Raw genomic sequence first — 26,229 nt, forward strand, 5'->3', positions numbered from 1 at the left:
AACCCCTCCCTACAGCCTTTGTGATCTATGGCGGTTATCCCTTCAGGGAACCGATCATGATTCCTTTGACAAAATGTCTTTGAATAAAAGGATAAATAACAAGAACAGGTATGGTAGATACAACGATCAAAGAATATTTCAGCAATTCCCGCAAGCTTTCCCTGGCGGCGGCATCGGCCACGTCCGACATCATCTCCGCGTCCACCTCGTTCTGTATAAGAATGTCCCGAAGGACAAGCTGCAGCGGATACAGCTCCTGCCTCTTCAGATACAGAAGAGCGCTGAAGAAGGAATTCCAATGGCCGACCGCATAGAACAAGGTCAGAACGGCGATAATCGGTCCGGAAAGCGGAAGCACGACATGGAGCAAAAACTTGAAATCGCTGCACCCGTCCAATTGTCCCGCATCCAGCAGCTCATCGGGAATGGTCGTCTGGAAGAACGTTCTCGTGATAATGACGTTCATTACGCTCAGCGCGCCCGGGAAGATCAGGGCCCAACGCGTATCGATCATGCCCAGATCCTTGACCAACAGGTAAGAGGGGATCAGACCGCCCGAGAACATGATCGTGAACACAAACAGCGCCATGATTACATGCCGGATATAGAAATCCTTACGCGACAGCGGATAAGCCGCCATCAAGGTAAGAACGACATTGACCACCGTTCCTACGACGGTATAGAACAACGAATTGGCAAATCCGGTCCAAATCAGCTTATGTTTAAAAACAGCCTCATACCCGGCCAAAGAAAAGTCCACCGGCCACAGCCATACCTTGCCCGATACGACAGCAAGCGGAGAGCTGAAGGAAGCGCTAACAATATAGACAAGCGGATAAAGGATCGTGATCGTAAACAGAAACAGGATGGTATAGTTAATGAGATTAAATAATCGGTCTCCTCTGCTTTCCACTACTCGATTCGAATTCATCTTTCTTCACGCCTCTCGTTCATTAAGCTGGATCTTACCATAGGCTTGTCTCTCCGACCTTCCTGGCGATTCTGTTGACGAGCACCAGCAGGATCAGATTGATAACCGATTTGAACAGTCCGATGGCAGAGGAATACGAATAGTTGATCGCCGTGGAAGCCAGCCCCACTTTGTAAACGTAAGTGTCAATGACTTCCGATGTGCTCAGGTTCAGCGGATTTTGCATGAGGAGCACCTTCTCGAAGCCGGTATCCAGAATGTTGCCGGTGTTCAGAATAAGCAAAATGACGGCAACGGGTACGATTCCCGGCAAATCGATATGCCACATTCTTTGGAGCTTGCTCGCTCCGTCAACGACAGCGGCCTCGTGAAGCGACGGATCAATCGATGAAAGCGCCGCCAAATAGATGATGCAGGAAAAACCGACATTCTGCCATATTCCCGACCATACGTAAATGGATTTAAACAAATCCGGGCTGCCCATAAAATTGATCGGTTGAAAGCCGAAAAACTGCAAAATCATATTGACTACCCCGATGCGCGGATCGAGAAGCTGCAAAATAATCCCGACCATGACGACCACCGATATGAAATGGGGGGCGTAGGTAATCATCTGCACTGATTTTTTGAAAAACCGCTGATTTACGTAATTCAGGCACAAGGCCAACAGAATGGGAAACGGAAACCCTGCAATAAGGCTGTACAAGCTTAGAATCAGCGTATTTTTCATAATTCTCCAGAACTCGTAGGAGTCGAAGAATCGCACGAAATGCTTCAGTCCTACCCAATCGCTTCCCCAGAAGCCCTTGGTCGGGACGAAATCCTGAAAGGAAATCAGTGCTCCGTACATCGGCCAGTATTTAAAAATAACCAAATAGATAAACGGCGCCAGCATCAATAAATAGAGCTGCCAGCATTTCCTTACATTCTTGACGAGCAACACCAGCGGGGAGGCTTGAGCTGCACGGTAGGTTTGTTTGCGTCTGGTCAGTTCCAGAACCATCCTCCTCCTCTATTCAAAAATCGTTTCAACGGAACCTCATTCCCCCTCGTCTGTTGGTTTCTAGTGATTTCATAGATTTGTCAAATCATAGATTCATCATAAATGAATCGGAAAAAAGCTCATTATATTGATTTACGCTCCTATCTTCTATCTTAAGGTGACGCCCGGCCATCCCGGCGAATCCGACGGCATCGGTATCCGGCATCGTCAGCGTAACGGCCGTCCCTTGGCCCGGCGCGCTCTCCACACTAAGCCCATACTGCGCCCCGAACACCATTTGAATACGGTTATGCACATTAATCAAACCGATTCCGCCATGCTCTCCAGCTTGACCCACTTCGACCTGCTCTTCCGCGGATAACTGTTCTCTCAGCTGCCTCTCTTTAGACCTCTGCGCCTCATTAACGGACAGCTTCATCCGGAGCTTAAGCAGCTCTTCCTCCGGCATTCCCTGGCCATTATCGGCAACGGTAATTTTCAGCCGCTGTCCCTCCGCCTCGGCGAGAATGCGGATGTAGTGGTAATCCTTAATCCCATCCGGAAACGCATGCTTAAAGGCGTTCTCCACCAAAGGCTGCAGCGTAAGCCGGACCATCTTCTTAAGCAAATATTCGGGAGGGATATCGACCTGAAGCTCGAATGGCTGTTCAAACCGGTAATTCATGATGGTCATATAATGAAGAACATGCTTCAGTTCATTCGCTACCGTAATTTCCTCCAAATCGGTCTGTACGGAATAACGGAGCATTAGCGACATGGCCCGGACTATATCCTTGATCTCTTCGGACTCCTGAACGACAGCATAGCAGATAACCGTTTCCAGCGTGTTATACAGAAAATGCGGATTGATCTGCAGCTGTAGCGCCTGAAATTCGGCTAACTGCCGTTTGAATAAATTATCCTGGTTCTTCAGCTCGCTTTCGTACACCCTCTCGACCAGCTCCGACAGTCGCGAAACCATGATGTTGTAGCTGTGAATCAGGCGATCCATCTCGTCCTTCTTGCCGCGCAGAGGCACCTTCGTCCAATCTCCCTTCTCCGTCCGGCGCATCCCTTGTTCGATCATTCGGATCGGAGAGATGATCGACCGGCCGAATCGGTAAGCAAGAAGCAGGGCCACGACAATGCTGATTGCACTGGCCGCGAGTGTCGTCTGCCGGATGGTCTGTACCGGCTTCCTGACCGCTTCCAACGGCATGGAAGATACAAGCGTCCACCCGGAATAATCCGACCTCCTGCTGAAATAGATTCGCTGAAGGCCTTCTTCGCCTGCCTCTTCATCGATAAAGAAGGCTCCCTCATGATCCCGGACCTGCTCGAATAGACGGCCCTCCAATTGCTTGCCGATCTTCTCTTTATTCGGATCGTAAACAATTTTCCCCCGATCGTTGACAATAAAAAAATATCCGCGATCCCCCAGCCTAATCCCTTTCCAGAGCGTGGTTAATTCTTCAATTCTCAACTCGATGCCCACGATTCCTTTGAAAAGCTTTGACGTCTGGCGTCCGGATATTTTGCGAGCCAGCGAAAGCTGGCCATCAAGAAAGCTCCAATCTATCAACGACAGAGAACCGTCATCCTTCGTCTGCTCCCGCAAATCCTCCAGACTATCCTTCAACACGGACTCGCTAAAGGGAGGATGATCAATATTGAAGTCATGAAAGGTCATGCCGTTATAGCTGATTAAATAAATCATGCTGATTTCCGGGTTGTTGATAAATATCGGCTTGAACAGCTCATCCTTGATTTGAGCAGATAAGGAATAATACGTAAAATATTGATTCTGCTCGGCATCCAGAAACTGTTTTACTTGACTGGAGGTAAGCAGCGACAGCGTTGCCCTCTCGTAGCTTTTAATATAAAGATCGGTGTGATGCAGGGCGTTGTCAACGATTTGCGTCAGCATCTCTTCGTGCAGCAGATCGAGCTCCCGGGACGAGGTTACATACATGGATATGCTCACAATGGAGAAGGAGACGATGATGACGATAACGAACGACATAAAAACTTTGACCGCCAGGCTTCTTCTCCACATTATCGAATGCCCAGCATCTGCCTGTACTCCGTAGGAGACAGCCCGGTAATCTTTTTGAATATTTTGGTGAAATGGGGATAATTCTGATAGCCGATTTCCATGCCCACATCGACAATTTTGTAATGCGGGAGCTCCAGCAGCTTTTTCGCCATTTCGATCCGTTTCTTCATCCGGTACTGCACGAAAGTTTCGTTGGTCATTTTTTTGAAATAAAAGCTAAAATAAGTCGGGGCGAGACCGACCTTCTCCGCGACGTCCTCCAAGCTTATTTCTTCCGTAATATGCTGGTCTATGTAGGCCTTCGCCTCCTCGAACAGATTCTTCTCCATGCCTCCCCGCCAATGATGCAGTTCATTACACAGACGATGCAGCTCCTGCTTCAAATAATCGATCACTTCCGATCGCGAAGCGGCTGTTCTGCCCGCAGGCCCCATTTCAAAACGGTACACGCTGCGCGAGTTCAGCTTCTTCACGAGCAGCGCGAGCCCGTCTTCCACAATTTGCTGAAGCTGAGCCGTCTTCAGATGAGCATAACCGCTCTCCACCCACTGCTCCACCAAAGCGTAAACTTTGTCGATATCTACCGCCCATATGGCCTGCTCGACGGTCTCCAGCCATTCCTCATAGTGGATAAGAGACAGGGAATAGGCTCCTTCTTCCTTCAGCAGCCTATCCAGCACCGGGTATAGCTCTTTTTCTGTAATCGGTTTCAACAAATACTCTTTTACGCCGTAAGTGAGGCATTTCTGAGCGTAGAAGAAATCACTGTATCCCGATATTACTACCATTTTGACCTGAAACCGGTTCTCGTCGATCTGCCTGCACAGCTCCAGACCGTCCATCTTCGGCATACGGATATCGGTTAACACCAAATCCGGGATCCGCTTGTTGATTTGCTCTAACGCAGCAGCGCCGTTCGGCATTGCCAGCACCTCGCAGTCAGGATCATACTGCTTGATAAGCTTCACCAATCCGGCACGAATGATGGGCTCGTCATCTACAACCAGCAAAGTAGCCATTCGTTTTCACTCCTTTGTCCACATTTACAAAGAGATACCACTGGCGGTTGGATGATCTTACCACAAACTCCTTCCGTTGTCTCATGGCTAAATTAAGATAGGATTGGTTTTTTTAAGCTGGAAGCCTTCCGGCTACCCCAGCTCTCGGAATCTTGCGCTCCTCGGCTTGGATGGCTATCCCGTCTAATCAGAATCATGGAATCCAGGGCCTGAGCCCCTCCTTGATCTCCATGGTGCATCCAACCTTCCTCTACCCGTCGCTATTTCCCGCCTTCATACGCCTCCTGATCCAAGGGGATAATGGTCAAAAGGCGTCAAAACAACAGGTAAGCTGAGGAGGAGCGGTCACAAATGCGGACTTTCCCGCAAACGAAATGGCTAGAGTCTAATTGAAGCTTTATTATTTCGTGATTGAGTGGAGTAAGGAGAGTAGGCTAAGGAAAGAGCTGTAAGACATGAATGTAAGCTGAATGAGGATTAAAGGCCCTGCTTGTCATTTTGTTAGGTTTCTCCTATTTTATAAATAGAGGATTTTAGAGGGGGATAATCGATGAGGGACATGCAGGAATACTCTCACGAGTATGCGGAGTATCATTATTACAAGCCGTCCGAGGTGGAAAGAATGGGCGGCCTGTGGCTGGTCAGGGCCGGAAGGAACCAGGCCAAGCCCAATTACCAAGTCGGCTCCCGCTTTATCGAGTGCTACAGTATACATTTTGTGCTGGGGGGTCAGGTGAAGGTGGAACGGGGGAAGCTGTCCCTGATTTTAAAGCAAGGGGATCTGTTCTGCCTATATCCGCAAATCGCCTACTCCTATCAGGTGGTTCCTTCATCATCGCCGCTCCGCATGTGCTGGATAGCGATAGACGGCGGGCAGGTTCCGCACCTGCTGGAAGCGGCAGGGCTCTCTCCGGAACGGCCCTACCGGGGGCAAACGGTCGGCTCTCATGTTCTTTCTACGTTAGAAGGATTGATGGACGTTCTGCGCAAGCAGCAAGGAGCCGGGTCCGCTGCGGCCATTCTGTCGCTCATCTACCAATTGTTCAGTCAGATGACTGTCCGCCATTCGGAGATTCCTCCCGCTAAACGTTCCGCGTGGCTGCAGCAGAGCGTCGACTTCCTGAAGCTTCATTTCTCCGAAGGCATTTCGATTCAGGATGCAGCGGATTATGCCGGAGTCAACCGATCGTACTTCTCCTCGGTTTTTACCGAACAGATGGGCATTTCACCGCTGCGCTACTTGCAGAAGCTGAAGATGGAGAAGGCGGCCAAGCTGCTGCAGGACACCTCCATGCCTGTAACGGAGATTGCCTTGTCCACCGGTTATCCGGATCTATTTTCATTCTCCAAGGCCTTCTCCAAATATTATGGCCAGCCGCCCAGCAAGTACCGGCAGCCGCCGGTCCCCGACACTTGACGTTACGGTCGGAAGAACTTCGCGGAACAGCCGCCGGGGTTAGCGCCTAGTCCTGCCAATAGACGTAGTACTTGCCCTTTCGATGCTGTACATCTTCTATCCTGCCGCGCGCCCGCTTCGAGATCTCGGTTATTTTCCGGCCTTGGACCATGGGGACGGACAAATATAATTTGTTCACCTCTACCTCCAAGGCATCAGCCGGGGCCTGATCCCGGTCCCGGGTAACCCTAAGCCGCCAGGATTCCAGCAGCAGTCTTCTTAACCGGCCACTCGTACCGGGATGCCTGAGCAGCTCCTGCTCCAGCATGGAGTCGGTCATTCCGATAAGCTGCCGTTTATCCGGACGGGCCTCCCTAATCCATTGGAAGACGATCTGCCGAAGCTCCGAATTTGCGGCAATGTTCGCAGGTGAGGTATGGAATTTGGCCTCTTCCACTATGAGGTCCACCATCAGCTCGGCTGCCTCCCTATCCGCCTGCACTCCATCGGGAGCAGGGAACAACCGGTCCAGCAGCTCATTCGGCTCAACGGGCAGATAGCCTCCCGCCTGCGCGCTGCGCGCCCAGGAATCCAGGTGGTCCAGGTGCAGAACTCCCGTAGAATTTCTTAGCAAACTCGGGACTTCTCCATGGACATAAGCCCAGATCTCCTCCGGATGGATTCCGTGCTCCTGCAAAATGCCGGATAATTCCTCTCCAAACAACATATCCCGGGTCCACTGGTGATGATCTATCTCTTCGATTCCTTCCAGCGAATGGCTGAACGGGCCGTGACCGATATCATGCAGCAGGGAAGCCGCCCTCAGCGTCCCGTTATCCGGACAGTAATGGGCAATTAAAGAGAACACGCCCAAAGTATGCTGCAAACGACTGAACGTATGATGCGTATTGATTCGTGAAGCTCCGCCGTGATGAACGTAATGCAGTCTTCTCAAGGCGGATGATTGCAAAATCCGCTTCTCCACAGGCAGCAGAGGTGTGGCGATCCGCCATAACGGCTCCCATAAAGTATCGGAGGCCGCATCGGTTCTAGCTATGTAATCTTGTTCATTTACGAGTACCATCGTATTCCCTCCCTGGAAGACATTAGAATGAATAGCGTCATGGTCAAATCGGTGAATCTCACTTTTATGGAGTTTATATTTTCCCTACGGGGACCCTGGCCTTGACGGATTTTGCATATTCCGTCGGACTCATGCCGGTCGTTTTCTTGAAGGCTTTGGAAAAATAATGAACGCTGCTGAAGCCGAGCCGGTCTGCAATTTCCGTAAAATTGGCCGATTCCTCGCGAATATACGATTTGGCACGATCTATTCTTAACTGCCCGAAGTATTCCATCAACGAGTAACCTGTTCTTCGCTTGAACAGCTCTTTCAGCTTCGTTTTGGACATATGCAGGGTTTCACTCATCTCGGCCAGGGACAGCTTGGAGCCCAATCTTCCTTCCAGGTAGGAGATGATGTCTCTCACCATCTGGGCTTCCTTGTTCTCTTTAGCCGTGGAAGATAAGGGGACCGGTACGGACTCCCCTGTGGTCCGCCTGGATTGTTCCTTGCGAAGGAGACGCAGCAGGAACGTTTCCAGATAGAGCTTGATCAGCTGTTCGGAACCGACGGGAGCATCGGCTCTTCGTTGAAGAGGAATCCGGAACGGGAAATGAAACGCATTCATTCCTTCCCGAACGATCTCAGCCAGCAAATTTCGCTCCTCGTCCCCAAGCCGGATAATTTTGTTCTCGAACATCTTCATCATATCCGAATGGCATTCAAAGCTCATAACGATCAAATTCGGCGCGACCACCCGGTTCGCATAGATGCTGTGGAATTCATTAGGCTTATGAAAAATAATCGAGCCCTGCTTTAGAAGATGCAGTGTTTCATCGGCCCTTACAGCTACTTCCCCTTTATCAATGTAAAGAAACTCCCAGAAATCATGTTCTTCACCGGGAAAAACGAAATCCTTGGCGAACTCGAAATAATATAAGGAAACGATCCGGTCAATGACGACGGACTGATGCAGGACCGTTCTCGGGTATTGCTTCATGGTGATGCACGCTCCACATAGCTGTTTAGTATTACTGTACCTTTCCATCATACATGAACTGGAGATTTAAGGAAACCGCCCATACGAATTATACGACGACGGCAGGGTCATCGGGAAGAAATGTCCGACATGGCGCAAAAGTACAAATAAACGGGCTTTCAGAACAAAGAAAACTCGGAAGGTTCGTCTTATAATGAAGCCATTATCTTATATCGCATTAATTATCGGAGGGACATAAGTATGAAGCTTGGCGTCATTGGTTACGGAGCAAGAATCTCGCATGTGATTGATGAAATCATCCGGCAGGACCCTTCCTGCCGAATAGCTGCCATTACGGACATTCGCAAGGATAAGGTCAGACAGGAGCATCAGAAGTTACAGGATGTAACCTTCTATGATTCTGCGGAACAGATGCTGGATAGCGAGAAGCTGGATGGCGTCCTGATCGGAACCCGCTGTTCCCTGCATACGGAATTAGCCTTGAAGGTGCTGCCAACGGGGCTCCCTCTGTTTCTCGAGAAGCCGGTTGCCACAACCCTCGAGGATTTGCACAGGCTGCAGGAAGGCTATCGCGCCTCCCGTTCGCAAGTCGTCGTCTCCTTCCCGTTGAGAGTAACGACGATTGTACAGAAAGTGAAGGAAATCATCGATTCCGGCCAATTAGGCACGATCGAACATGCTCAGGCGATCAACAATGTGCCTTACGGCGGTGTCTATTATCATAACTGGTACCGGGATGAGGCGGAGACAGGCGGATTATTTCTGCAGAAAGCAACGCATGATTTCGACTATATCACCTATCTGCTGCAAAACCAGCCGGAAAGCATTGCTGCCATGACCTCGAAACAAATCTTTAAGGGCTCGAAGCCGGCCGGGCTGCAGTGTGCCGATTGCGAAGAAAACCGCACCTGTCCGGAAAGCACCGCATTCCGCTCCGATCTGCCGGATACCTGGAAGTATTGCTGTTTCGCCGAGGATACCGGAAATGAGGATTCCGGAAGCGCACTCATTCGCTTCAAATCCGGCATGCATCTCTCCTACTCCCAGAATTTCTTCGTGCGTAATGAGGCGGGGGCGCGCGGGGCACGCTTTATGGGCTTCAAGGGAACCGTAGAATTTGATTTCTATACCAAACAAGTAAAAGTGATGATGCATCATGAAGATACGGTTAAAACTTATGAGATTAACCCGGCCGAAGGTCATTTTGGCGGTGACACGGTGCTCGCCCGCAACTTTATCGATGTGATGCGCGGGCAGGCAGAATCGGTCAGCACCCTGGATGACGGACTGCTGAGCGCCCTAATGTGCTTGAAAGCCAAGCAATCCGCTGAAACGGGAACCTTCCAAGCGATCGACTGGACACCTGTCAGAGCAGCAGTAGCCCAGCCGTAAACAACTGGATGGAAGATCCCGTCCGGACTTACTCCTTCGCAGTTATTAGCCGTCCTCTAAGTTCCTTCCGCTGGAGGACGCCCATATCCAGCCTGTCCGTTGACAGGCATGTAAAAGGGCAGGCGCCTAATAAGCGCCTGCCTGTTACGTAAGCGTACCATTGTCGAAGTCAGAAGACTTAGATCCAAGCGCGGCTGACAATAACCAAAAGGATGAAAAGAACTAAGATGACTCCTGTGCTGGTAAACAATCCTCCGACTCCACAGCTAAAACCTGCTCCTCCAACAAATCCACCCATAGTTGAGTCCTCCTTTCTTCGCCAACTAATGACATTATATGACCCTCCCCCAGCCGTGGTCTGGACTAATCGGCAAATGACAAATAGTCATCCGCCCGTTTTTGCGGCGATTACCCCCTTGCCATGGAATTCGGATCTATACCTCCATGTCGGCATTTTCAGTTCGTTATATACGGCAGTCTTCCAGACCGACGGCTTTATCCGCCGGCAAGCATGTTTTTCTATTCTGCGGGAATAATGAAAGAAGCTGGAAATTAAACATGGAGGTTATTTTAGCCATGAAAGTACAAGAACTCAGGGATCGGGTGGAAGAGCTATCCGAGCAAAATCAAACCGTTCTGAATGAAATTGATCAACTCAAGAAGCTGATCCGTGAAGGCCTTTCCCAGCAAGGCGATAAAGGCCAATCCAATCCCCAATCAAGCAGTCAACGGGGCAGCGGGGCTTCCGGTGGACAACAACAATCAGCCGCTCCCAAGGGAGGCTCCTCCGGCTCCGGACAGGTATCCAATTTGGCCAACGAGCTAATGCAAATCAAAGACATGATAACCCATCTGGAGACGAAAACAAGCCAATATGTATCCAATCAAAGCGGAGGAAGTCTGAAGGAGCAGGATGTCGTTAATCTTGTGCTGACCTTGATGGATGGGATGATCGATTGGACCGCAGATTTCGTACAAAATAACAGTCAAAGCAACGCCTCGGGAAATTCTCCGTCCGGTTGACGGCCCTTAATCTCCAGTTAGGAGGTGCACGACAATAAAGCCGTCTCCTGACTCTATGGCAGGAACACGGCTATATTTTTAACCGCCGGCATGCTGGAACCGATGGACGAGTCTATCGATTTGAAGGAACCGGTAAGCTTATGGAACGGGATGGCCGCTGACCTCCGCCCACCTGCTCAATTCATTGGTACATACGAGCAGAGACGGATAACGGCTGATCATCCGCATGTGCTCCTCGTCATCTACTGTCCAGGCGATCAATTGAATTTCGTTCTGTTCACACTCCCGGATAAATTCCGGTGTTAGATAGCGGTAGCCTACAGCCAAATAACGAAGATTCCGTTCCTTCATCAGAGGGAAGAAAGCCGGTGAAGCCCCGTGGTTAATCCAGCCTAGCCCCACTTCGGAATGCAGCTCCCGCATTCTTAGGACAGAGTAATGATCGAAGGATGTGAAGAAAACCTGCTCCTCCATTCCCAGCTTCCGAACCACTTCAAGCGAAGCCTCCTCCAAACCGGGATAATATCGGCCTAGCTGCTTCAACTCGATATTGACGATAATCCGGTCTTTCAACAGGGTTAGCGCTTCTTCCAGCGTTGGAAGCTCCTCCTGGCCGATTCGCAGCTTCTTCAGCTCTGCCAAGGTTAAATCCTTGATTCGGCCCGAGCCGTCCGTTGTGCGGTCGACAGACAGATCGTGACAGATGACCGGAACTCCGTCCCTGCTCAGCTGCACATCAAGCTCCAGATGAGAATAAGAATGGTTCACCGCCGATTCGAAGGCGGACAAAGTATTTTCGGGAAAGTGCACAGGATCTCCCCTATGGGCCACGCCGCGTATTGTCATTCTCTTCACTCCTTGCCGCTTCTCATTCTTTTAGTACAGAAGGTTTCGATAGCTTCCACGACCCCATCGCCGCAACTGCCGGAGCACACATAGTCCGCTCTCGACTTCAGCTCCGGATGGCTGTTCGCCACTGCCACTCCGATCCCGGCATACTCCAGCATGTCCAGATCGTTCATCTGATTGCCGATCGCCATCACTTCGGAGCGATCAATGCCGAGAAGGCCCAACAACGTCTGCAAGGCCCTTCCTTTACTCTGATTGGCCGGAAGCACTTCAAAAAAATCATCCTCCGATTGAACCGTAGAATAAGCTCCCTGTAATTCGGACGGCTGATTCTCCCACAAGCTTCTTATTTTCTCCATGCTGCCAATGACCAATATCTTCTGCACCATGCTTTCTGCCCATGCAGAGGACTCCAGATCCGCTTGCCGGCAATGGACATTCTCTTTCTCTTCGAAACGGGCCACGTCCTCCGTCCTGCGAACGGTGACCATGCCCGTCTCCTGAAATAAAATGACAGACAGACCTTGACGATCGGCTTCCAGCAGAAAAGGAATCAGTTCCTTGACCGCCAAGGTCGCTTGCTGCCACACCTTATGCCGGTCGGCAATCACGGAGCCGTTGCATAAAATCATGGGGAGAGTGAGATTCAACTGCTCGATCGTCTGACGCGCAGATATAGCGGTCCTTCCCGTTGCTATCGTAAACAAGCCGCCGGCTGCCGTAAACGAATTCACTGCACGCAATACCGATTCGGTCACGCGATGTTCCTCCGACAGCAGTGTTCCATCCAAATCGCTGACTATCAATTTGATTGTCTTGTCCATCCAAAGCCCTTCCTTCCAAACTTCAGCCAGATATTCAACACCGCTTTCCGGCGGCCTCCTGCTGAAAAGATAATAAAGAAATGATGAATTCAATCCCCTCAAGCTATTTCAATCGGGTGTAACTTCATTCTCACACCACTTTCAGTTTTTGTCAACGTTTTCTTGTCTTTTGCTTTCGTTTTATTTTGTATATCAACGTTTTACCGTTATATTCATTTGATAATTTACATATATATTGGCAATCTGTATTCCGTTCATTGTTCTTTATTGTTGTTTCAACAAACTTTTTATTGTATGGAGAAAATGGCTTTGCTATAATTTATTTAAAATGAAACCTAGGAGCTGTGCTAAGATGCTGGCACCCCAAAGAAGAAATCAAATCATGCAAATATTGAACGAGAACAAACAGATTTTGGTTAAGGAAATATCACAAATCCTCAATGTATCGGAAGGTACGCTGCGCAATGACTTGAAAATATTGGAGGAAGACGGCCTGCTTGAACGGACCCACGGAGGGGCTGTGCTTCCCCAGCCGCCAACGTATGAAAATACATTTCATTCGCGCAGCCAAATCAATCAGCCGGAGAAGATGAAGATCGGCCGGGCGGCAGCCGAGCTGGTACAGAATGGGCAGTGTATTATTCTGGATGCCAGCTCTACCTCTCTGGAGCTGGCCAAGCATTTGTTTAATCACGAATATTTAACCGTTGTCACTAACGGCTTGGCAACTGCCCAGGAATTAACCAAAAATCCGCGAATCAATGTTATCGTCGTTGGCGGTGTACTCCGTCCCGGCTCCAGCTCATTGGAAGGATTGCTTGGCAAAGGGCTTCTCGGGCAAATTCATGCGGATGTTTTCTTCACTTCCGCCCAAGGGTTCACCTTGAATGAAGGACTGACCGATTTCAGCGTCTACGAAGCGGATTTGAAGAGACATATTGTTGCCAACGTTGGCCAGGTCGTTGCACTGCTTGATCATACCAAGCTGAATCGCCGATCGATCGCTACCTTCGCAGAGCTGCGGCAAATCGATACATTGGTGACGGATGATCAGGCTGACCCTGAATTCTTGCGTTCACTGGATGGAGTCCGCGTAGTGGTTGCAGGTCCTTAATACCGCCCTTGTATGCTTTACGCCCGAAGATATCCCGCCTGGTTCGGGATAGCCCTCGGGCGTTTATTCCGTCTAAAAGTTGGTCCCGGGGATCCGCATCCGGACAATGCCAACAGCGAAACCCCGAGCACGACGGCACTGAATTTATTAACTGCTTTCATTCCTTACCTCCAGCTTTGGGATGATCTTCCGACACCGATAAACTACTTGAACGTAGAATTAGCCATGGCGCTAACGATATGTTTCTGAGCGAATACAAACAGCATAACGATAGGAGCAATGGCAACTACACTTGCCGCCATCACCAGGTGAAAGCTCATCATTTCCTGCCCGGGGAAAGAATCCTTAAGCATTGCAATGCCTACCGTCAGTACGCGCATGTTATCGGAATTGGTCATGATGAGCGGCCAGAAGTAGGAATTCCAGCTCCCGATAACCTTCAAAATAATAATCGTGATCACTGTCGGCAGAGCCATCGGGACCAGAATCAGATAGATGATCCGGAACCGCCCCGCCCCATCCACCTTCGCCGCTTCTATCACATCATTATTGATCGATTTGAACGCCTGACGCATCAGAAAGATGCTGTACGCCGATACCCCATGAGGGATGATTAGTGCCAGGAAGGTGTTCAGCCATCCAAGTTGAGACATCATAACATAGACGGGAACAAAGGTAACTTGTTCAGGGACCATTAACGCGGCCAGAACGAGAATAAACCATTTGTCCCTTCCCCAGAACTGCCCCTTGGAGAAAGCATATGCCGCCAGCAGCCCTAGATTCAGCTGCAAAACCACCAATCCGACGGTTTGAATCAGCGTGTTCAGGGCATATCGGGTGAACGGCGCCGCATGGAAAATATCGCGATAATTCGTCCAGGCAAATTTCTTCGGCCAGAATGTCGGCACCGCCGAGCTCAGCTCGGCCGGAGTTTTAAACGATGTGATCAGCAGCCAATATAATGGAAAGAACATTATTAAAGTGACAAGAATAGCCGTAACGAGTCTCGTCGGTCTCCAAAGCAACCTAGCTGTCATCGTATCCCACCTAACCTTCGTAGTGAACCTTTTTCCTGGAAAGCACAAACTGCAATATCGTCAATGTAATCAGGATCAGGAAGAAAATAATGACCAGCGCGGACGATCTGCCTGCCCTGAAATCATGGAAAGCCATCTGATAAATCCAATAAACCATCACTTTGGTTGACTCCAATGGTCCCCCTCCGGTCATCACATCGACCGACTGGAATACCTGCATCGACGAGATAAACTGCGTGACAAGCAGAAACAACAGGGTTGGAGAAAGCAATGGAATGGTAATCGATTTAAACTGCTGCCAGCGGCCGGCTCCATCGATACTGGATGCCTCGTAATATTCGTTCGGAATACTGCGCAGCCCGGCGATAAAGATCAGCATGGTGAAGCCGACGCTTTTCCATATTGCTACCATTATTAATGCCCACAGGGCATTGGTTGTGCTATCCAGCCAGCGAACCGGTTCCATTCCGACGGCTTGCAGAAGCTGGTTCATAATTCCATATTGGTTGTTGAGAATCCATATGAAGACCATGGAAGCAATGACCATGGATATATAATGAGGCATGAAAATAAACATCCGCAAAAATCCAAACAATCTGGACTGGACATTAAACAGCATGGCCAGCAGCAGCCCGATAGCCAGGGTAAGTACAACATCCAGAATCGTATACGTGAACGTAATCTTCAGCACATGATAGAACCGCTCATCGGTCAGCAGTTTTTCATAGTTTTGAAATCCGATGAATTTTTTGACGGGCTTCACTAAATTCCAATCCGTAAAACTGATATAGACCGAGAACAGCAAAGGATAGTAGGTAAACGCAGCCAGTAAGACAAGTGCGGGCAGAGCAAACGAGAAGTCCTTAAGCTTTTGGATGGTCTGAAATTTTATCCTCTTCCCGGCTTTAAGCGGAGTTCGCTGCCGGAGAGTCTTCTCTGTATCCATATCATCCCTCATTTCTATAGAACACGCATCCGTTTTTCCGTATTCCATGTGGTCCTTCCTATTGGAACAGACACGGGGGAGATCGCTCCCCCGCACCTGCAACGATTAATAATCATCAAGCACTTCATTCATCTTCTGGGCGGCCTCTTTAAATGCAGCTTCCACATCCATATTTTCCAGAATGATCTTTCCAAGAGCTTCGGTTAGATTGGTGATCGCTTCGGGATAAGGCGGATACTGCGGACGTGCCACTACATTGTCGATATTATCCAGAATAGCTTTGTACTGCGGACGCTTCTCGAAATAATCCTTGCCCTCCTGCGAATTGATCGCCGATTTGCGTGTCGGCAAATATCCGGAATAATCCGCCCAGCGAATATTGTACTCGGAGGATGTCATGAATTGGACAAACTTCCATGCCGCTTCCTTCTGATTGTCCGGGGCCATATCCATAATCGCTATCCCGGCGCCGCCAATTTGTGAAATGTGATTTTCGTCCCCAGGCGGGAAGGAAACCCCGATTTCGAAGCCGGCATTTTCGATATACCATTTCAATTGTCCCGACGTATGATGAACCATGCCGATCTTGCCATCGAAGAACATTTGCCTCATATCGGCGGATGCCCCTTTACCATAGCCCATTTGCATGTACCCTTTATCCATCCACTCTTTGAACTTTTTAATGAACTTCAAGCTCTTCTCCTGATCCAGACCGGATTTGTGATCTTCGGTCAGAGGCGTCCCGCCGCCGTTGCGCATCCACGTCTCGGAGTACCATACATCCCAGCCCGGCACAGCAAAAGCATATCTCGTTACATTATTGCCTTCCTTCTGCGATACCTTCTGGGCGAACGGCTCGATCTCATCCCAGGTCTGCGGAGGAGTAACCCCTAATTGATCAAACATCGTCTTGTTGTATATAAAAACATTGGAGCTTACGATCAGCGGAAAACCGTACTGCTTACCTTCATAGGAATAAGCCTTAAACATCCCTTGAGCGAAATCTTCCGTATCCAGCTTATCCCGTTTAATGTACGGGTTCAGGTCCATGAAGATTCCCCCGTCCCCGAACGTCGGCAGGGAAGCGACCTCTACATTAGTGACGGCTGGAACATCCTTGGCTGCCACAGCGGCCATAAGCTTCTTGTGCAGATCTCCATAAGCACCTTGATACACCGGCTCTACGGTTATCCATGGATATTTCTCCTGGAACTCTTTAATCATAAAATTGAGGCCCTCCATCTGATTATCCGCATGGGCATGCCAATATTGGATGGTTACCGGTGTCCGATCCTCCTCGGCCGGAGGAGCGGCCGGCACTTCACCCTCCTCCTTCCCGGAAGAACAACCGATAAGGCTAGTTGCCGCCAGTGCTGCTACCGTCATGGTCTGCAATACTTTTTTCATCTTCATAACGATTCCCCTCTCTCTTATTTCCTGTCATGACTGTTCATATCTTGCACATCCCAATGGCCGTTTCCGTAAACAAACCTCGATAAGTGCGGAATGACTACCTTTCATTTGGATGCGCTTACAACACACAATGGTTTACTATGAAGCCGTTCCACTCTAAGCCGAAATAACGAAAGGAAACGAAATTTAACAACATTAAACAAAAACAAATGAAGCATAATTCATTGACTATTCTTACATCCAAACCGCTATTTGTCAATGTTTTATTTTGATTTTTGTAGTCGTTTATTGTCGTATATTGCTATTTCGTTTTATATCTACTGATACCACCTTCCGTTTCCTTTGGTTTTATTGCTCGTTGTTAGCAGAACGCCTACCCTCTTTGGGAAATGACTACCTTCATAGCTTAGCTGAAGAATGTTAACGGGACATAATCGACCTGCTAACTTTTTGTAAAGACGACAAAAAAGACCGTAAGAAAACCGCCAAGAAACAGACGAAAGCTATGGCTTCGCGTACTGTTCCAAAGGTTTTCTCACCGTCTCCACCTTTGTCGATATTTTGTTGTTTGTATGGAGATAACCGAATTTTTTAAATCCGAATGCTTGAAATTTGATCATGGAATATTGCTTTATATTTCATCCTATGCTCGAAATTTGAGCTTATGCCCTTTCTTGCGAACATGTTGTTCATCCGTTTTTTGTATGATTTGTTAATCATCGGCTCACAATGTATATACTAGCTTATTTACGAGGAGGGCTCGGGATTGAACGTAAACAAAACCATCAGCGTATTCCAGGCTCTTACCATCATCATTTTGGCTGTCGGTTTTTCCAACCACGTCACCATCATCCCACTGCTTCTGCATGTCGGAATGCGCGACTCCTGGGTCAGTGTCCTGCTTACGTATCTTCTGTCCAACCTTTGGCTGTTCCTTCCCTACTACATTGCCAAAACGACCGGCCAACAGTCATTATTCGACTGGCTGAGGCAGCAGTACGGCAAGTGGGCAGCCCGCTTTCTGGTCTGGCCAGCGGCAATTTATGTCTTATTCATCGCCGCATTGACGATCCGGGAAACGACGAAATGGGTAAGCATTACCTATTTGCCTCGAACTCCCGGCACGGTTGTAGCAGGCAGCTTGATCCTCCTATGCTTGTTCATTGCCGGCTCCGGAATCCGTCCGATCGCAATAACAACCGGCATTCTTCTTCCAATGGTCTGGCTGCTCGGCTATTTCGTTATGTCCGCTAATTTCCAGTACAAGGACTATTCCAAGATCTTCCCGATCTTTACCGACGGGCTGGAGCCCGTCTTGAATGCTATGGTCTATGCGGGCGGGGGATTTATCGAAATCATCATCCTGCTGTTGTTTAAACATAGCATAGAAAAGCCTATCCGACTGCTTTACTGGTTTATCCTTGCTTTTATTCTGGCGGGCCTGACCATGGGGCCCCTGATTGGTTCTATGGCCACTTATGGACCGGTGGAATCCGCTAACCTAAGATATCCCGCCTTCGAGCAATGGCGGCTGGTGACTATCGGCAAATATATAGCCCACGTAGATTTCCTGGCCTTGTTCCAGTGGCTTTCAGGGGCATTTATACGTATATCTCTCGCGATATATATCCTGCTGGATTTTTGTAAGCCTGATAGCCGGTTGTTGAAACGATTCATTCTCTTCATACTGCTCTTTATCTTACTGGGAATCGCCGTCGCCCCTATAAGCGACATGAACTTCATAAAGTGGATCAAAACCAGGTACTATCCCTACAGCTTCTTTGCCGTGCTCGCTTATTCAATCTTGCTTTCGCTGCTTGTGTTTGCTAAATCGCATCTGAAGAGGAGGAAGCCGAGTTGAATTTTTACCGTTATTTCCGACAACAGCTCATGGGAAAGTCAAAAGGAAAGGAACGAAACCGGAACGGCTGGCTCCCGAAACAATGGAATGAACAGGCCATCCGGATGCTGTTCGGCTCCAGCGCGGACATTACGATTCAAGTCTACCGGTTCGGCTGCCGTCAACAGATCAAAACGGTGATCGTATATTGTGAGGGAATGGCCAATATACAGCAGGTTAACGAGTTTGTACTCCCTCAGCTTAATCGCATGCTGGCCAGCTCCGAGCGCCTCGAGGATTCCTTCGTATCCAATCCGTTGCTGCAATTAAACGAAATCAAGGCGGCAGAGGATTTGCTTCATCACTTATTCGATGGAAATATGATCATCGTGTTCGAAGAGCAGGAGAAGCTTTATTTCGTCGATGTTGCCGACATTCCCCGCAGAACTCCGGAGGAATCAAATACGGAAGTTTCGATCAAAGGGCCGCGGGACGGCTTTACCGAGGATCTCTCCACCAATATCGCCCTGATTCGCAAACGGCTCAAGACCCCTTCGCTGCATCATGAGCAATTCCGCCTGGGCAGGAGAAGCCATACGAAGGTATCTTTGCTGTACCTATACGATGTAGCCCGTCCGGATGTCGTGGATGAGGTTCGGACCCGGCTTAACAAAATTGAAGTGGATGGTCTGCTCAGCAATGAACAATTGGAGGAAGCACTGTCGGATTACAGTCATTCCTTGTTCCCGTTATTCGATTATATCGGCAGGCCGGACCATGTCGCGGCCGGTCTGTTAAGAGGCCGTTTCGTCATTCTGATAGACGGCTCGCCTATGGCCATTACTGCCCCTATCAACCTGACCACGCTTCTGAAAACACCGGAAGATATGCATCTTCCATTCTACTATGTTGCACTCGAAAGGTTTTTCCGTCTGATCGGAATCAGCATTTCCATCTTTCTTCCCGGATTTTGGGTTGCTTTGACAGCCTACGATATAGACCAGCTTCCTTTCCACCTATTGGCTACCGTCAGCAACTCCAGAATCGGGCTGCCGCTTTCTTCTCCCATGGAAGCGTTCCTGATGATCGGATTATTTGAAATATTCCGCGAGGCCGGGGTCCGGCTGCCTAAGGCGGTAGGCCAAACAGTGACGGTCATTGGCGGGCTCATTGTCGGGGATGCGGCGATCCGGGCGGGAATCACTTCTCCAACGATGCTATTCGTCTGTGCCGTTACAGCCGTTGCCACGTTTACGCTGGTCAATCAATCCCTGAGCGGCAGCGTTAGCGTCATTAGAATATTTGTGCTCATCTGCGCCTCGATACTCGGAATGTACGGCTTCTTCATTTCCATGTTTGTTATCATAACGTATTTGTCCAGACTGGAATCCTTCGGGCTGCCCTATTTGGCACCTATTTCCCCATTATCCCCGCGCGATGTGTTATCGGGGATGCTGATCAAACCGCGGGACCATATCGATCACCGGCCTAAAATGCTCCATACCCTGGATACGACCCGCAAGAAGGGGGACTCTCCTTGAATAGGAAGCTGCTCGTCTGCTTGCTTATGCTCACCCTCTTATCCGGCTGCTGGGACATTAAAGATATGCAAATCGTTAATTACGCCGTTTCCGTCGGACTGGATTATAAAGACGGCAAATATCTGATCTATGCACAGATGATTGAATTCACCTCGATAGCGAGACAGGAATCGGGCAAGCAGAGCAATCCTCCCCAGCAATGGGTTGGCAAAGGAGAAGGGGAGACCATTAATCAGGCAATCAATGATTTGCTGGATACGGCGCAGCAAAGAACATACTGGAGCCATGCCACCAATATCATTATGACCAAACGATTGCTCGAACAAGGGGTGGACCATATCGAGGATACGCTGTTTAGGTTTCGGGAGATGCGTTATACTCCCTGGATTTATGGGACAGAGGAGGAAATAGAGGATGTCTATACGACTCCCGGTTTTTTTAATCTTCCCTCACTGGCTACAATTCTTAACGAACCGATCGAGCTTTATAAACAGAAATCATACATCGCTCCGATGCAGTATTTCCGTTTCGTTTCTCTATTGCGCGAGCCCGATCAGACTATACTGCTGCCATCCATCTCCATCAATAAGGAGCAATGGCATAAAAACAACAAGGTCGACAAAAAACTTGAAATGAACGGAGTATATGCCCTGCAAAATTACGAGCTTAAAGGCTTTTTCGATAAAAACCGTCTGGCCGGGTTAAGGTGGTTGGAATCCAGAACGGAAAGAACGCCCCTCGTCATCCGCAAGGAAGGAAAATCCCAAGCGGTGCTTTCCATGAACAAGCCGGAAATTGATATCAAGCCGCACGTTGACAAACAAGGACCCGTCTATTCCATTCATGTGAAAATAACCGGGGACATAATCGAGCTTACCAGGGCCATGCCGGAATCAAAGCTTGTTGAAGAGGCGCAGCGGCATATTGAAGGGGAAATCATGACGACCTACAGGAACGGGCTGGAGAAGAAGGCAGACCTCTTTTCACTGCAGCATGTCCTTTATCGCAAGCATTATGGCCGATGGAGAAAGCTTCAGGCCGACCGTCCATTTCAGCTTAAGGAGGACTCCATTCAAGCAATTGAAGTCGAAGTCAAACTAAAGCATTCGGGAATGCTAAGAGATTCGATCAGGACTCAGCCGGCGGTAAAATGAGAAAACCGGCAAAGCCCGTCAGTACAGTCTTTGCCGGTTGGATTCGGGAAGATTCCGGTTTAACAGGCAGCACTCGGTACACGTTATCGCACCCCGCTGCACTTCTCCCCTCCATACTAAAATTGAAAATAGATGAACGTATTCTGCTCTGTTCTTAACAGCAATGCTAACACGGCAATCACGAGCGTATAAACGACGGCGCGAACCGGTGCAGGAAAACGGTTATGCCAGGCCTTGGACCATTTGGCCGCATTGGCGAACAGATAATATTCCACAATATGCAGCAAATATAAGACGGCAACGAGGAGCAGGTACTTGTGTAATTCCTTCGGGAACAGGAAGGCTTCCGGAGTAAGCATGCGGGACAGCAGCGAGATGGCGTTCTGAAATCCGTCCACCCGGAAGAATATCCAGCCGATACATGTAAGATGAAAGAACACAATAACCGCAAACACGTGATAGATTTTGCTGAAATCGAGCTTGGCCAGTCCCAGCCGTTCCTTGCCTTTGCTGTACAGCTTGTGGCCGATCAACAGCGCTCCGTGAAACATTCCCCAGATCACAAACGTCCATGCGGCACCATGCCAGATCCCGGAAATCGTCATGGCAAGGAACAAATTAATGTATTGTCTCACCTTGCCGTTCCTGGATCCGCCTAATGGAATATAGATATAATCCCGGATGAACGTGGATAAGGTTATGTGCCAGCGCCGCCAGAATTCCGTTGCATTCGAGCTCAAGTATGGGGTCTGGAAGTTGTTAATCAACTTAATTCCGAAGAAATAGCCGATTCCTACAGCCATTTCACTATAAGCCGCAAAGTCGAAAAAGATTTGAAACGCGAACAAATAAATGGCAACCCAGCCTTCGGCCCCGGTAAGCTCGGCCGTTCTGGCAAAGAAAGAGTCCGCATAACCGGATATATAGTCAGCCAGAACGATTTTCTTAAACAGCCCGAGTCCGAGGAAGGCCGCCCCTATTCTCATATTGCGATGGTCAAAGCGGATGGAGCGAATGCCCTCGATTTGCGGCAGCAGCTCCTGTCCCCGCATGATCGGACCGGCGATCAGATTGGCGAAGAAAGCGATGAACACCCAGAAGTCGAGCAGGGTGCGGCTCGGCTTGATCTTTCCTTTATAAATATCGACGACATAAGCAATCATCTGAAAAGTATAGAAGGAAATCCCGATAGGCAGCACAATTGTTAGCCAGAAAGAATCCTCGGTCAGCAGCTTCACGGACAGGAACTGCTCCATGCTGCGGATAAGAAACACCGTATATTTAAAGAAAACGAGATTTAAAATATTGACGACAAGTGCAATGGCCAGAATTAATTTGGCATACTTTCCGCGCAGCATTTTGGAGCAGTAATAGGTAAAGATGGATACCGCAATAAAGACAAATAAATGGCCGATACCCGCCACCCCGTAGAAGATTACGTTGGCGACGGAAAGCAAGAAGATCCGCCGGTTCGGCAGCAAATAATATAGAAACATCGTTATGATCATCAAGACCATAAATTCCGGAGTATGGAAAAGCATGTATCTGGTCTCCCTTTATTTAGTGTAAGCTTCCCACAACAGGCCGCTCAGCGCTTCATGGCCTTCGGGCGTGAAGTGAGTATGGTCTGTAAACAAAGCATCGTCTATTTTCCCTTCCAGATTAATGTATTTAAACGGAGTGCTTTCCATCATTCGATCAATCCTGGCTATGTTCTGCCGATATCCTTCCTTGTTCACGTAAGCTTCCATCAGCGTCTGATTGACGCCGTTAAAAACCACCATTGTGTTGGTGCCTTGTTGATGCTTGATAATCTGGTTGAGGAAGAATACATCCGGACTGGCATCCGACAAGTCGAATGGCTTGTCCGTATAGCTGTTCACAATCTCGTCCGATTTCAGATACTGCTCCAGCCCTTCCTTCTGGTGCCAAGGACGGGGATCACCAAGAGCATCATCCGGGATGGGAAGCCCCTTAGCACGCGTGTACGTATGCTTGACGGATTTAATAATAAAATCTTTATAACGGAACAACGACATACTCGGAAGCACATCTTCATGGAGCCAATGCTTATATTTCTCATAGAGCCCTTCCGGGACGCTGTAGCCGGTCGATTCAAGCTGCGGACGAATATGCGCGAATGTGTCGGGATCCAGCTTCCTGAGTTCATCCTTCAGCCAGAATACTGCGGGAGGCCAAGGGTTCCGCTCCACGAATGAAGCATAGCGAATATTGAAGATGACCCGCTCGGTCGATATGTTATGCTTATCCAGCATCAACAGCATCGTATAGATGTCTCCCAATTGCATAGCCGGCATCGATAGATTATAGATGGCCGGCGCTTCTTCTCCCATTGTTTCGCGAGCCAATCTTTCCATATAAACATTTACGGGTTGATCCGAGTTACCGGGACTTCCATAAATAATTGAATCTCCCAGCAGAATGATATAATTATCGGATTTGCTGCGGGAGATTTGCCGTTTGATCTTGTCCAGCGCCGCATCGATGTCATGCAAATTGCTCTTCGTCAGTTCGTAATCTATCCGGTTATGATAGACTTCATGATCCGGCACCAGCAAGGGGACCGCGAGTTGCAGAATAATCAAATACAAGATGACATACTTAAGTGCTTTCATGAGTAAATTTCACCTATTCCTTCATATTAAATATGGTAGATGATATTCTACCATAGAGGCCAAAAAAAGACAGGAATCCAACTAATTATACCTATTAAGACATAAGCTGTACAAGCAAAAAAAGAAAATAATCGGGAACGGCGCATAATTTTGTCGGAGGGCTCCAAACTATAGGTAAAGGAAATGAATAACAATAAAGGTGGAATTATAATGTCTCAATCGGTAACCCGAATTCAGGAGCTGCTGGACGCTTGCCAACAAATTCTGGACCATATGGAGCTTCCCTCCTCCTCCCAATCTCAGGTAGAGGAGCTGCGCCATCTGATCAACAGCGAAAGAGAAGAGCTGACACACTATTCCGATGAACACGATACAGCTATCCATCTGAACTCCTTAAGGAACAGCGTGGAAAAGATGGAGCAGTTAAATGAGCAATTAATCGCTTATGCGGAACAGCGTTATAGCGATGCCTCCGGTGGAGCAGCGATGAGCTTTGAAGCACAGCCGTTGGAGGATCAGCTTCACCAGGAAGAAGCCTACCATGGCAAAATCGACTATAAAAGCTGCCTGAAGCTTAAGGAAAATCTGGAGAAAATTCATCAAGAACTTGGATGACTGAACCTGGATAAAAATTCGAGGCGTCCGATAGGGTTCCAAAGCGCTTAAGCCCGCCGGGACTATGACGTTTACCGGCGGGCTTCAAAATGATATGGGATATATAAGAGACTAGGACCTGTAACATTTGGCAGGAGCTGTGACGGAAATAGACTCCTTGCCCAAGGCTCCGTTAGGACTGTCCGGCGGGGGGCTCCTCCTTCCCGTTCAACAGCAGTCGGCTCGCCACCTTCGAGTTGAGGGAATGGGCAACCGAACAATATTTCTGCTCACTTAAGCGGATTGCCCTCCATATTTTGTCCGGCTTGATATCGCCGTCAACGTGAAAAGTCAGATGAATTTCCACAAATCTGCGCGGAGGCTCTTCGGCGCGGATCCCCGCAGCTTCTATTTCCAACCGGTCCGGAGCGAGCCTCATCTTCTCCAATATCATCGTCACATCAATCCCCATGCAGCCTGTAAGCCCCATCAAGACCAGCTCCATGGGCGAACTGCCGGCATTCTCACCGCCCACATCCGGCACGGCATCCATCATCACTTCGTGATTTCTGGAGGACAAGCTCTTGAATTTCCTCTTGCCCTGCCATTCTGTACGGATTTTCATTTCAATAACACCCCTTTACGTTTTCCGCCAAGCTCATCTGAGTCCATCATCCTCTAGCCTTCCCATGCCTATCAAGAAGTCTTCTCTTTACTCTGAGGGAAAGCCAAAACACCTGCCAGGGCCATTCCTGTGGCGAGTAGCTGCTCCGCAGTCAAGCCTGCCCACAGCGGGTCATTCACCCGGAAGAAGGAGCCTGCAAGCAGCGCAATCCCATAGAAGGTTAGAAAGTGGGAGAATAGCTTGCCGCTGCCGAGCCGGCCTCCTTTCCGCCACATCCAGATATAAGAAGGGAGAAGAATGAGAACGATATAAAGATTAACCGGATGATATCGATAATTCGAATATCCGACGGCTATTCCCCAAGGCCATTCCGTCGCTTTCCCGTACTGCCAAATAAACAAATAATAGACGACCGCAATAAGCCCCGCCCAATAAGCCATCGTATCAAGCAGGAAAGGCCGGTCTATCCCCCGTTTTCTCCTCGCGGCCTCCAGATAAACCAGCGCCAGCCCTAAACCCAGCCATAGACCCTTGCCGGAGCCGTTAACAAACAGCAGGCTTGCCGGATTGGTCCATAGGACTGAAGGGTTGAAAATTGCCGGACTGAGCTTCCATGTCATCAGTATAATCAAAATGGCGTTTCCAATCAGATCGGGAAGCTCGCGCCCCTTATCCCCGACCTTATTCAATTTCCAGCGGACGAGCAAATATCCGGCTATGGCGGCAAGCGCGAGCAGCAGCCAGCTGGTACGGATCATCAACGGACCCGCCTGAAGCACTTCCGGCATACAGCC

General features: G+C 49.1%; 24 protein-coding genes. 8 read left to right on the plus strand and 16 right to left on the minus strand.

From position 1 onward, the window contains the following. Positions 1 to 34: 34 nt before the first annotated feature. The 4 genes from ACTHRH_RS02470 to ACTHRH_RS02485 form a co-directional block, all read right to left on the minus strand. Positions 35 to 931: a carbohydrate ABC transporter permease gene (locus tag ACTHRH_RS02470; RefSeq protein ID WP_144932722.1), complete on the minus strand. Its 897-nt coding sequence runs from the start codon at positions 929 to 931 to the stop codon at positions 35 to 37. A 34-nt stretch (positions 932 to 965) separates the two neighbouring features. After that, positions 966 to 1,934 (minus strand): ABC transporter permease, encoded by a 969-nt coding sequence (locus ACTHRH_RS02475; protein WP_144932720.1) that lies wholly within the window; start codon positions 1,932 to 1,934, stop codon positions 966 to 968. 85 nt (positions 1,935 to 2,019) lie between these two features. Next, complete coding sequence (locus ACTHRH_RS02480; protein ID WP_440413948.1) at positions 2,020 to 3,969, minus strand: cache domain-containing sensor histidine kinase; 1,950 nt, start codon at positions 3,967 to 3,969, stop codon at positions 2,020 to 2,022. Then, positions 3,969 to 4,988, minus strand: coding sequence for a response regulator transcription factor (locus ACTHRH_RS02485; protein WP_144932716.1), 1,020 nt, complete (start codon positions 4,986 to 4,988; stop codon positions 3,969 to 3,971). Before ACTHRH_RS02485 ends, ACTHRH_RS02480 begins: the two co-directional genes overlap by 1 nt. Positions 4,989 to 5,538: 550 nt before the next feature. On the opposite strand from ACTHRH_RS02485, the gene ACTHRH_RS02490 reads away from it, so the two are divergent. Beyond that, complete coding sequence (locus ACTHRH_RS02490; protein WP_440413951.1) at positions 5,539 to 6,405, plus strand: AraC family transcriptional regulator; 867 nt, start codon at positions 5,539 to 5,541, stop codon at positions 6,403 to 6,405. 46 nt (positions 6,406 to 6,451) lie between these two features. Here ACTHRH_RS02490 and ACTHRH_RS02495 read toward each other — a convergent pair whose 3' ends face one another. Further along, positions 6,452 to 7,468, minus strand: coding sequence for an HD domain-containing protein (locus tag ACTHRH_RS02495; RefSeq protein ID WP_440413953.1), 1,017 nt, complete (start codon positions 7,466 to 7,468; stop codon positions 6,452 to 6,454). A gap of 73 nt (positions 7,469 to 7,541) precedes the next feature. Next, positions 7,542 to 8,447 (minus strand): AraC family transcriptional regulator, encoded by a 906-nt coding sequence (locus ACTHRH_RS02500; RefSeq protein WP_144932710.1) that lies wholly within the window; start codon positions 8,445 to 8,447, stop codon positions 7,542 to 7,544. 240 nt (positions 8,448 to 8,687) lie between these two features. Here ACTHRH_RS02500 and ACTHRH_RS02505 point away from each other — a divergent pair, with 240 nt between their 5' ends. Then, positions 8,688 to 9,839: a Gfo/Idh/MocA family protein gene (locus ACTHRH_RS02505; protein ID WP_440413955.1), complete on the plus strand. Its 1,152-nt coding sequence runs from the start codon at positions 8,688 to 8,690 to the stop codon at positions 9,837 to 9,839. Between the two features lie 178 nt (positions 9,840 to 10,017). Here the strand turns inward: ACTHRH_RS02505 and ACTHRH_RS02510 are convergent, their stop codons facing one another. Beyond that, positions 10,018 to 10,137: a sporulation protein YjcZ gene (locus tag ACTHRH_RS02510; RefSeq protein ID WP_144932706.1), complete on the minus strand. Its 120-nt coding sequence runs from the start codon at positions 10,135 to 10,137 to the stop codon at positions 10,018 to 10,020. 278 nt (positions 10,138 to 10,415) lie between these two features. Between ACTHRH_RS02510 and ACTHRH_RS02515 the strand changes: the two genes are divergently transcribed. Next, a complete protein-coding gene (locus tag ACTHRH_RS02515) occupies positions 10,416 to 10,862 on the plus strand; it encodes a hypothetical protein (RefSeq protein WP_440413957.1) in 447 nt (148 codons plus the stop codon). 138 nt (positions 10,863 to 11,000) lie between these two features. On the opposite strand, the gene ACTHRH_RS02520 is transcribed toward ACTHRH_RS02515, so the two are convergent. After that, the gene (locus ACTHRH_RS02520) at positions 11,001 to 11,708 is read right to left on the minus strand and encodes a glycerophosphodiester phosphodiesterase (protein ID WP_440413959.1); all 708 of its coding nucleotides are present in this window, start codon (positions 11,706 to 11,708) and stop codon (positions 11,001 to 11,003) included. A 5-nt stretch (positions 11,709 to 11,713) separates the two neighbouring features. After that, entirely contained in the window at positions 11,714 to 12,535 is an 822-nt protein-coding gene (locus ACTHRH_RS02525) for a Cof-type HAD-IIB family hydrolase (RefSeq protein WP_440413961.1), read from the minus strand. A gap of 352 nt (positions 12,536 to 12,887) precedes the next feature. On the opposite strand from ACTHRH_RS02525, the gene ACTHRH_RS02530 reads away from it, so the two are divergent. Further along, positions 12,888 to 13,649, plus strand: coding sequence for a DeoR/GlpR family DNA-binding transcription regulator (locus ACTHRH_RS02530; protein ID WP_144932698.1), 762 nt, complete (start codon positions 12,888 to 12,890; stop codon positions 13,647 to 13,649). 203 nt (positions 13,650 to 13,852) lie between these two features. Here ACTHRH_RS02530 and ACTHRH_RS02535 read toward each other — a convergent pair whose 3' ends face one another. From ACTHRH_RS02535 to ACTHRH_RS02545, 3 genes are read right to left on the minus strand one after another with little or no spacing between them, the layout of a single operon-like run. After that, the gene (locus ACTHRH_RS02535) at positions 13,853 to 14,686 is read right to left on the minus strand and encodes a carbohydrate ABC transporter permease (RefSeq protein ID WP_144932696.1); all 834 of its coding nucleotides are present in this window, start codon (positions 14,684 to 14,686) and stop codon (positions 13,853 to 13,855) included. A 10-nt stretch (positions 14,687 to 14,696) separates the two neighbouring features. Next, positions 14,697 to 15,680 carry a carbohydrate ABC transporter permease gene (locus ACTHRH_RS02540; protein ID WP_440413964.1) on the minus strand — a complete coding sequence of 328 codons (984 nt, stop codon included), beginning with the start codon at positions 15,678 to 15,680 and terminating at the stop codon, positions 14,697 to 14,699. Between the two features lie 57 nt (positions 15,681 to 15,737). Continuing rightward, entirely contained in the window at positions 15,738 to 17,045 is a 1,308-nt protein-coding gene (locus tag ACTHRH_RS02545; RefSeq protein ID WP_440413966.1) for an ABC transporter substrate-binding protein, read from the minus strand. A gap of 766 nt (positions 17,046 to 17,811) precedes the next feature. Between ACTHRH_RS02545 and ACTHRH_RS02550 the strand changes: the two genes are divergently transcribed. The 3 genes from ACTHRH_RS02550 to ACTHRH_RS02560 are packed head-to-tail and all read left to right on the plus strand — an operon-like array spanning position 17,812 to position 21,580. Then, positions 17,812 to 18,906 (plus strand): GerAB/ArcD/ProY family transporter, encoded by a 1,095-nt coding sequence (locus tag ACTHRH_RS02550; protein ID WP_440413968.1) that lies wholly within the window; start codon positions 17,812 to 17,814, stop codon positions 18,904 to 18,906. Continuing rightward, on the plus strand, positions 18,903 to 20,426 hold the full coding sequence (locus ACTHRH_RS02555) for a spore germination protein (RefSeq protein ID WP_440413970.1): 1,524 nt from the start codon (positions 18,903 to 18,905) through the stop codon (positions 20,424 to 20,426). Before ACTHRH_RS02550 ends, ACTHRH_RS02555 begins: the two co-directional genes overlap by 4 nt. Next, positions 20,423 to 21,580 (plus strand): Ger(x)C family spore germination protein, encoded by a 1,158-nt coding sequence (locus tag ACTHRH_RS02560; protein WP_440413972.1) that lies wholly within the window; start codon positions 20,423 to 20,425, stop codon positions 21,578 to 21,580. The genes ACTHRH_RS02555 and ACTHRH_RS02560 overlap by 4 nt, the downstream gene beginning before the upstream one ends. 116 nt (positions 21,581 to 21,696) lie before the next feature. Here ACTHRH_RS02560 and ACTHRH_RS02565 read toward each other — a convergent pair whose 3' ends face one another. Beyond that, positions 21,697 to 23,121, minus strand: coding sequence for an MBOAT family O-acyltransferase (locus tag ACTHRH_RS02565; RefSeq protein ID WP_440413974.1), 1,425 nt, complete (start codon positions 23,119 to 23,121; stop codon positions 21,697 to 21,699). Between the two features lie 15 nt (positions 23,122 to 23,136). Next, on the minus strand, positions 23,137 to 24,216 hold the full coding sequence (locus ACTHRH_RS02570; RefSeq protein WP_144932686.1) for a hypothetical protein: 1,080 nt from the start codon (positions 24,214 to 24,216) through the stop codon (positions 23,137 to 23,139). A gap of 210 nt (positions 24,217 to 24,426) precedes the next feature. On the opposite strand from ACTHRH_RS02570, the gene ACTHRH_RS02575 reads away from it, so the two are divergent. Beyond that, positions 24,427 to 24,831 (plus strand): hypothetical protein, encoded by a 405-nt coding sequence (locus ACTHRH_RS02575; protein ID WP_440413976.1) that lies wholly within the window; start codon positions 24,427 to 24,429, stop codon positions 24,829 to 24,831. Between the two features lie 172 nt (positions 24,832 to 25,003). Here the strand turns inward: ACTHRH_RS02575 and ACTHRH_RS02580 are convergent, their stop codons facing one another. Then, the gene (locus ACTHRH_RS02580) at positions 25,004 to 25,435 is read right to left on the minus strand and encodes an OsmC family protein (RefSeq protein WP_225312687.1); all 432 of its coding nucleotides are present in this window, start codon (positions 25,433 to 25,435) and stop codon (positions 25,004 to 25,006) included. A 71-nt stretch (positions 25,436 to 25,506) separates the two neighbouring features. Next, positions 25,507 to 26,223, minus strand: a complete 717-nt coding sequence (locus ACTHRH_RS02585; RefSeq protein WP_440413979.1) for a prolipoprotein diacylglyceryl transferase family protein — start codon at positions 26,221 to 26,223, stop codon at positions 25,507 to 25,509. Between the last annotated feature and the right edge of the window lie 6 nt (positions 26,224 to 26,229).

Origin of the sequence: Paenibacillus sp. SAFN-117 (assembly GCF_051966115.1) — a bacterium.
Classification (GTDB): domain Bacteria; phylum Bacillota; class Bacilli; order Paenibacillales; family NBRC-103111; genus Paenibacillus_L; species Paenibacillus_L residui.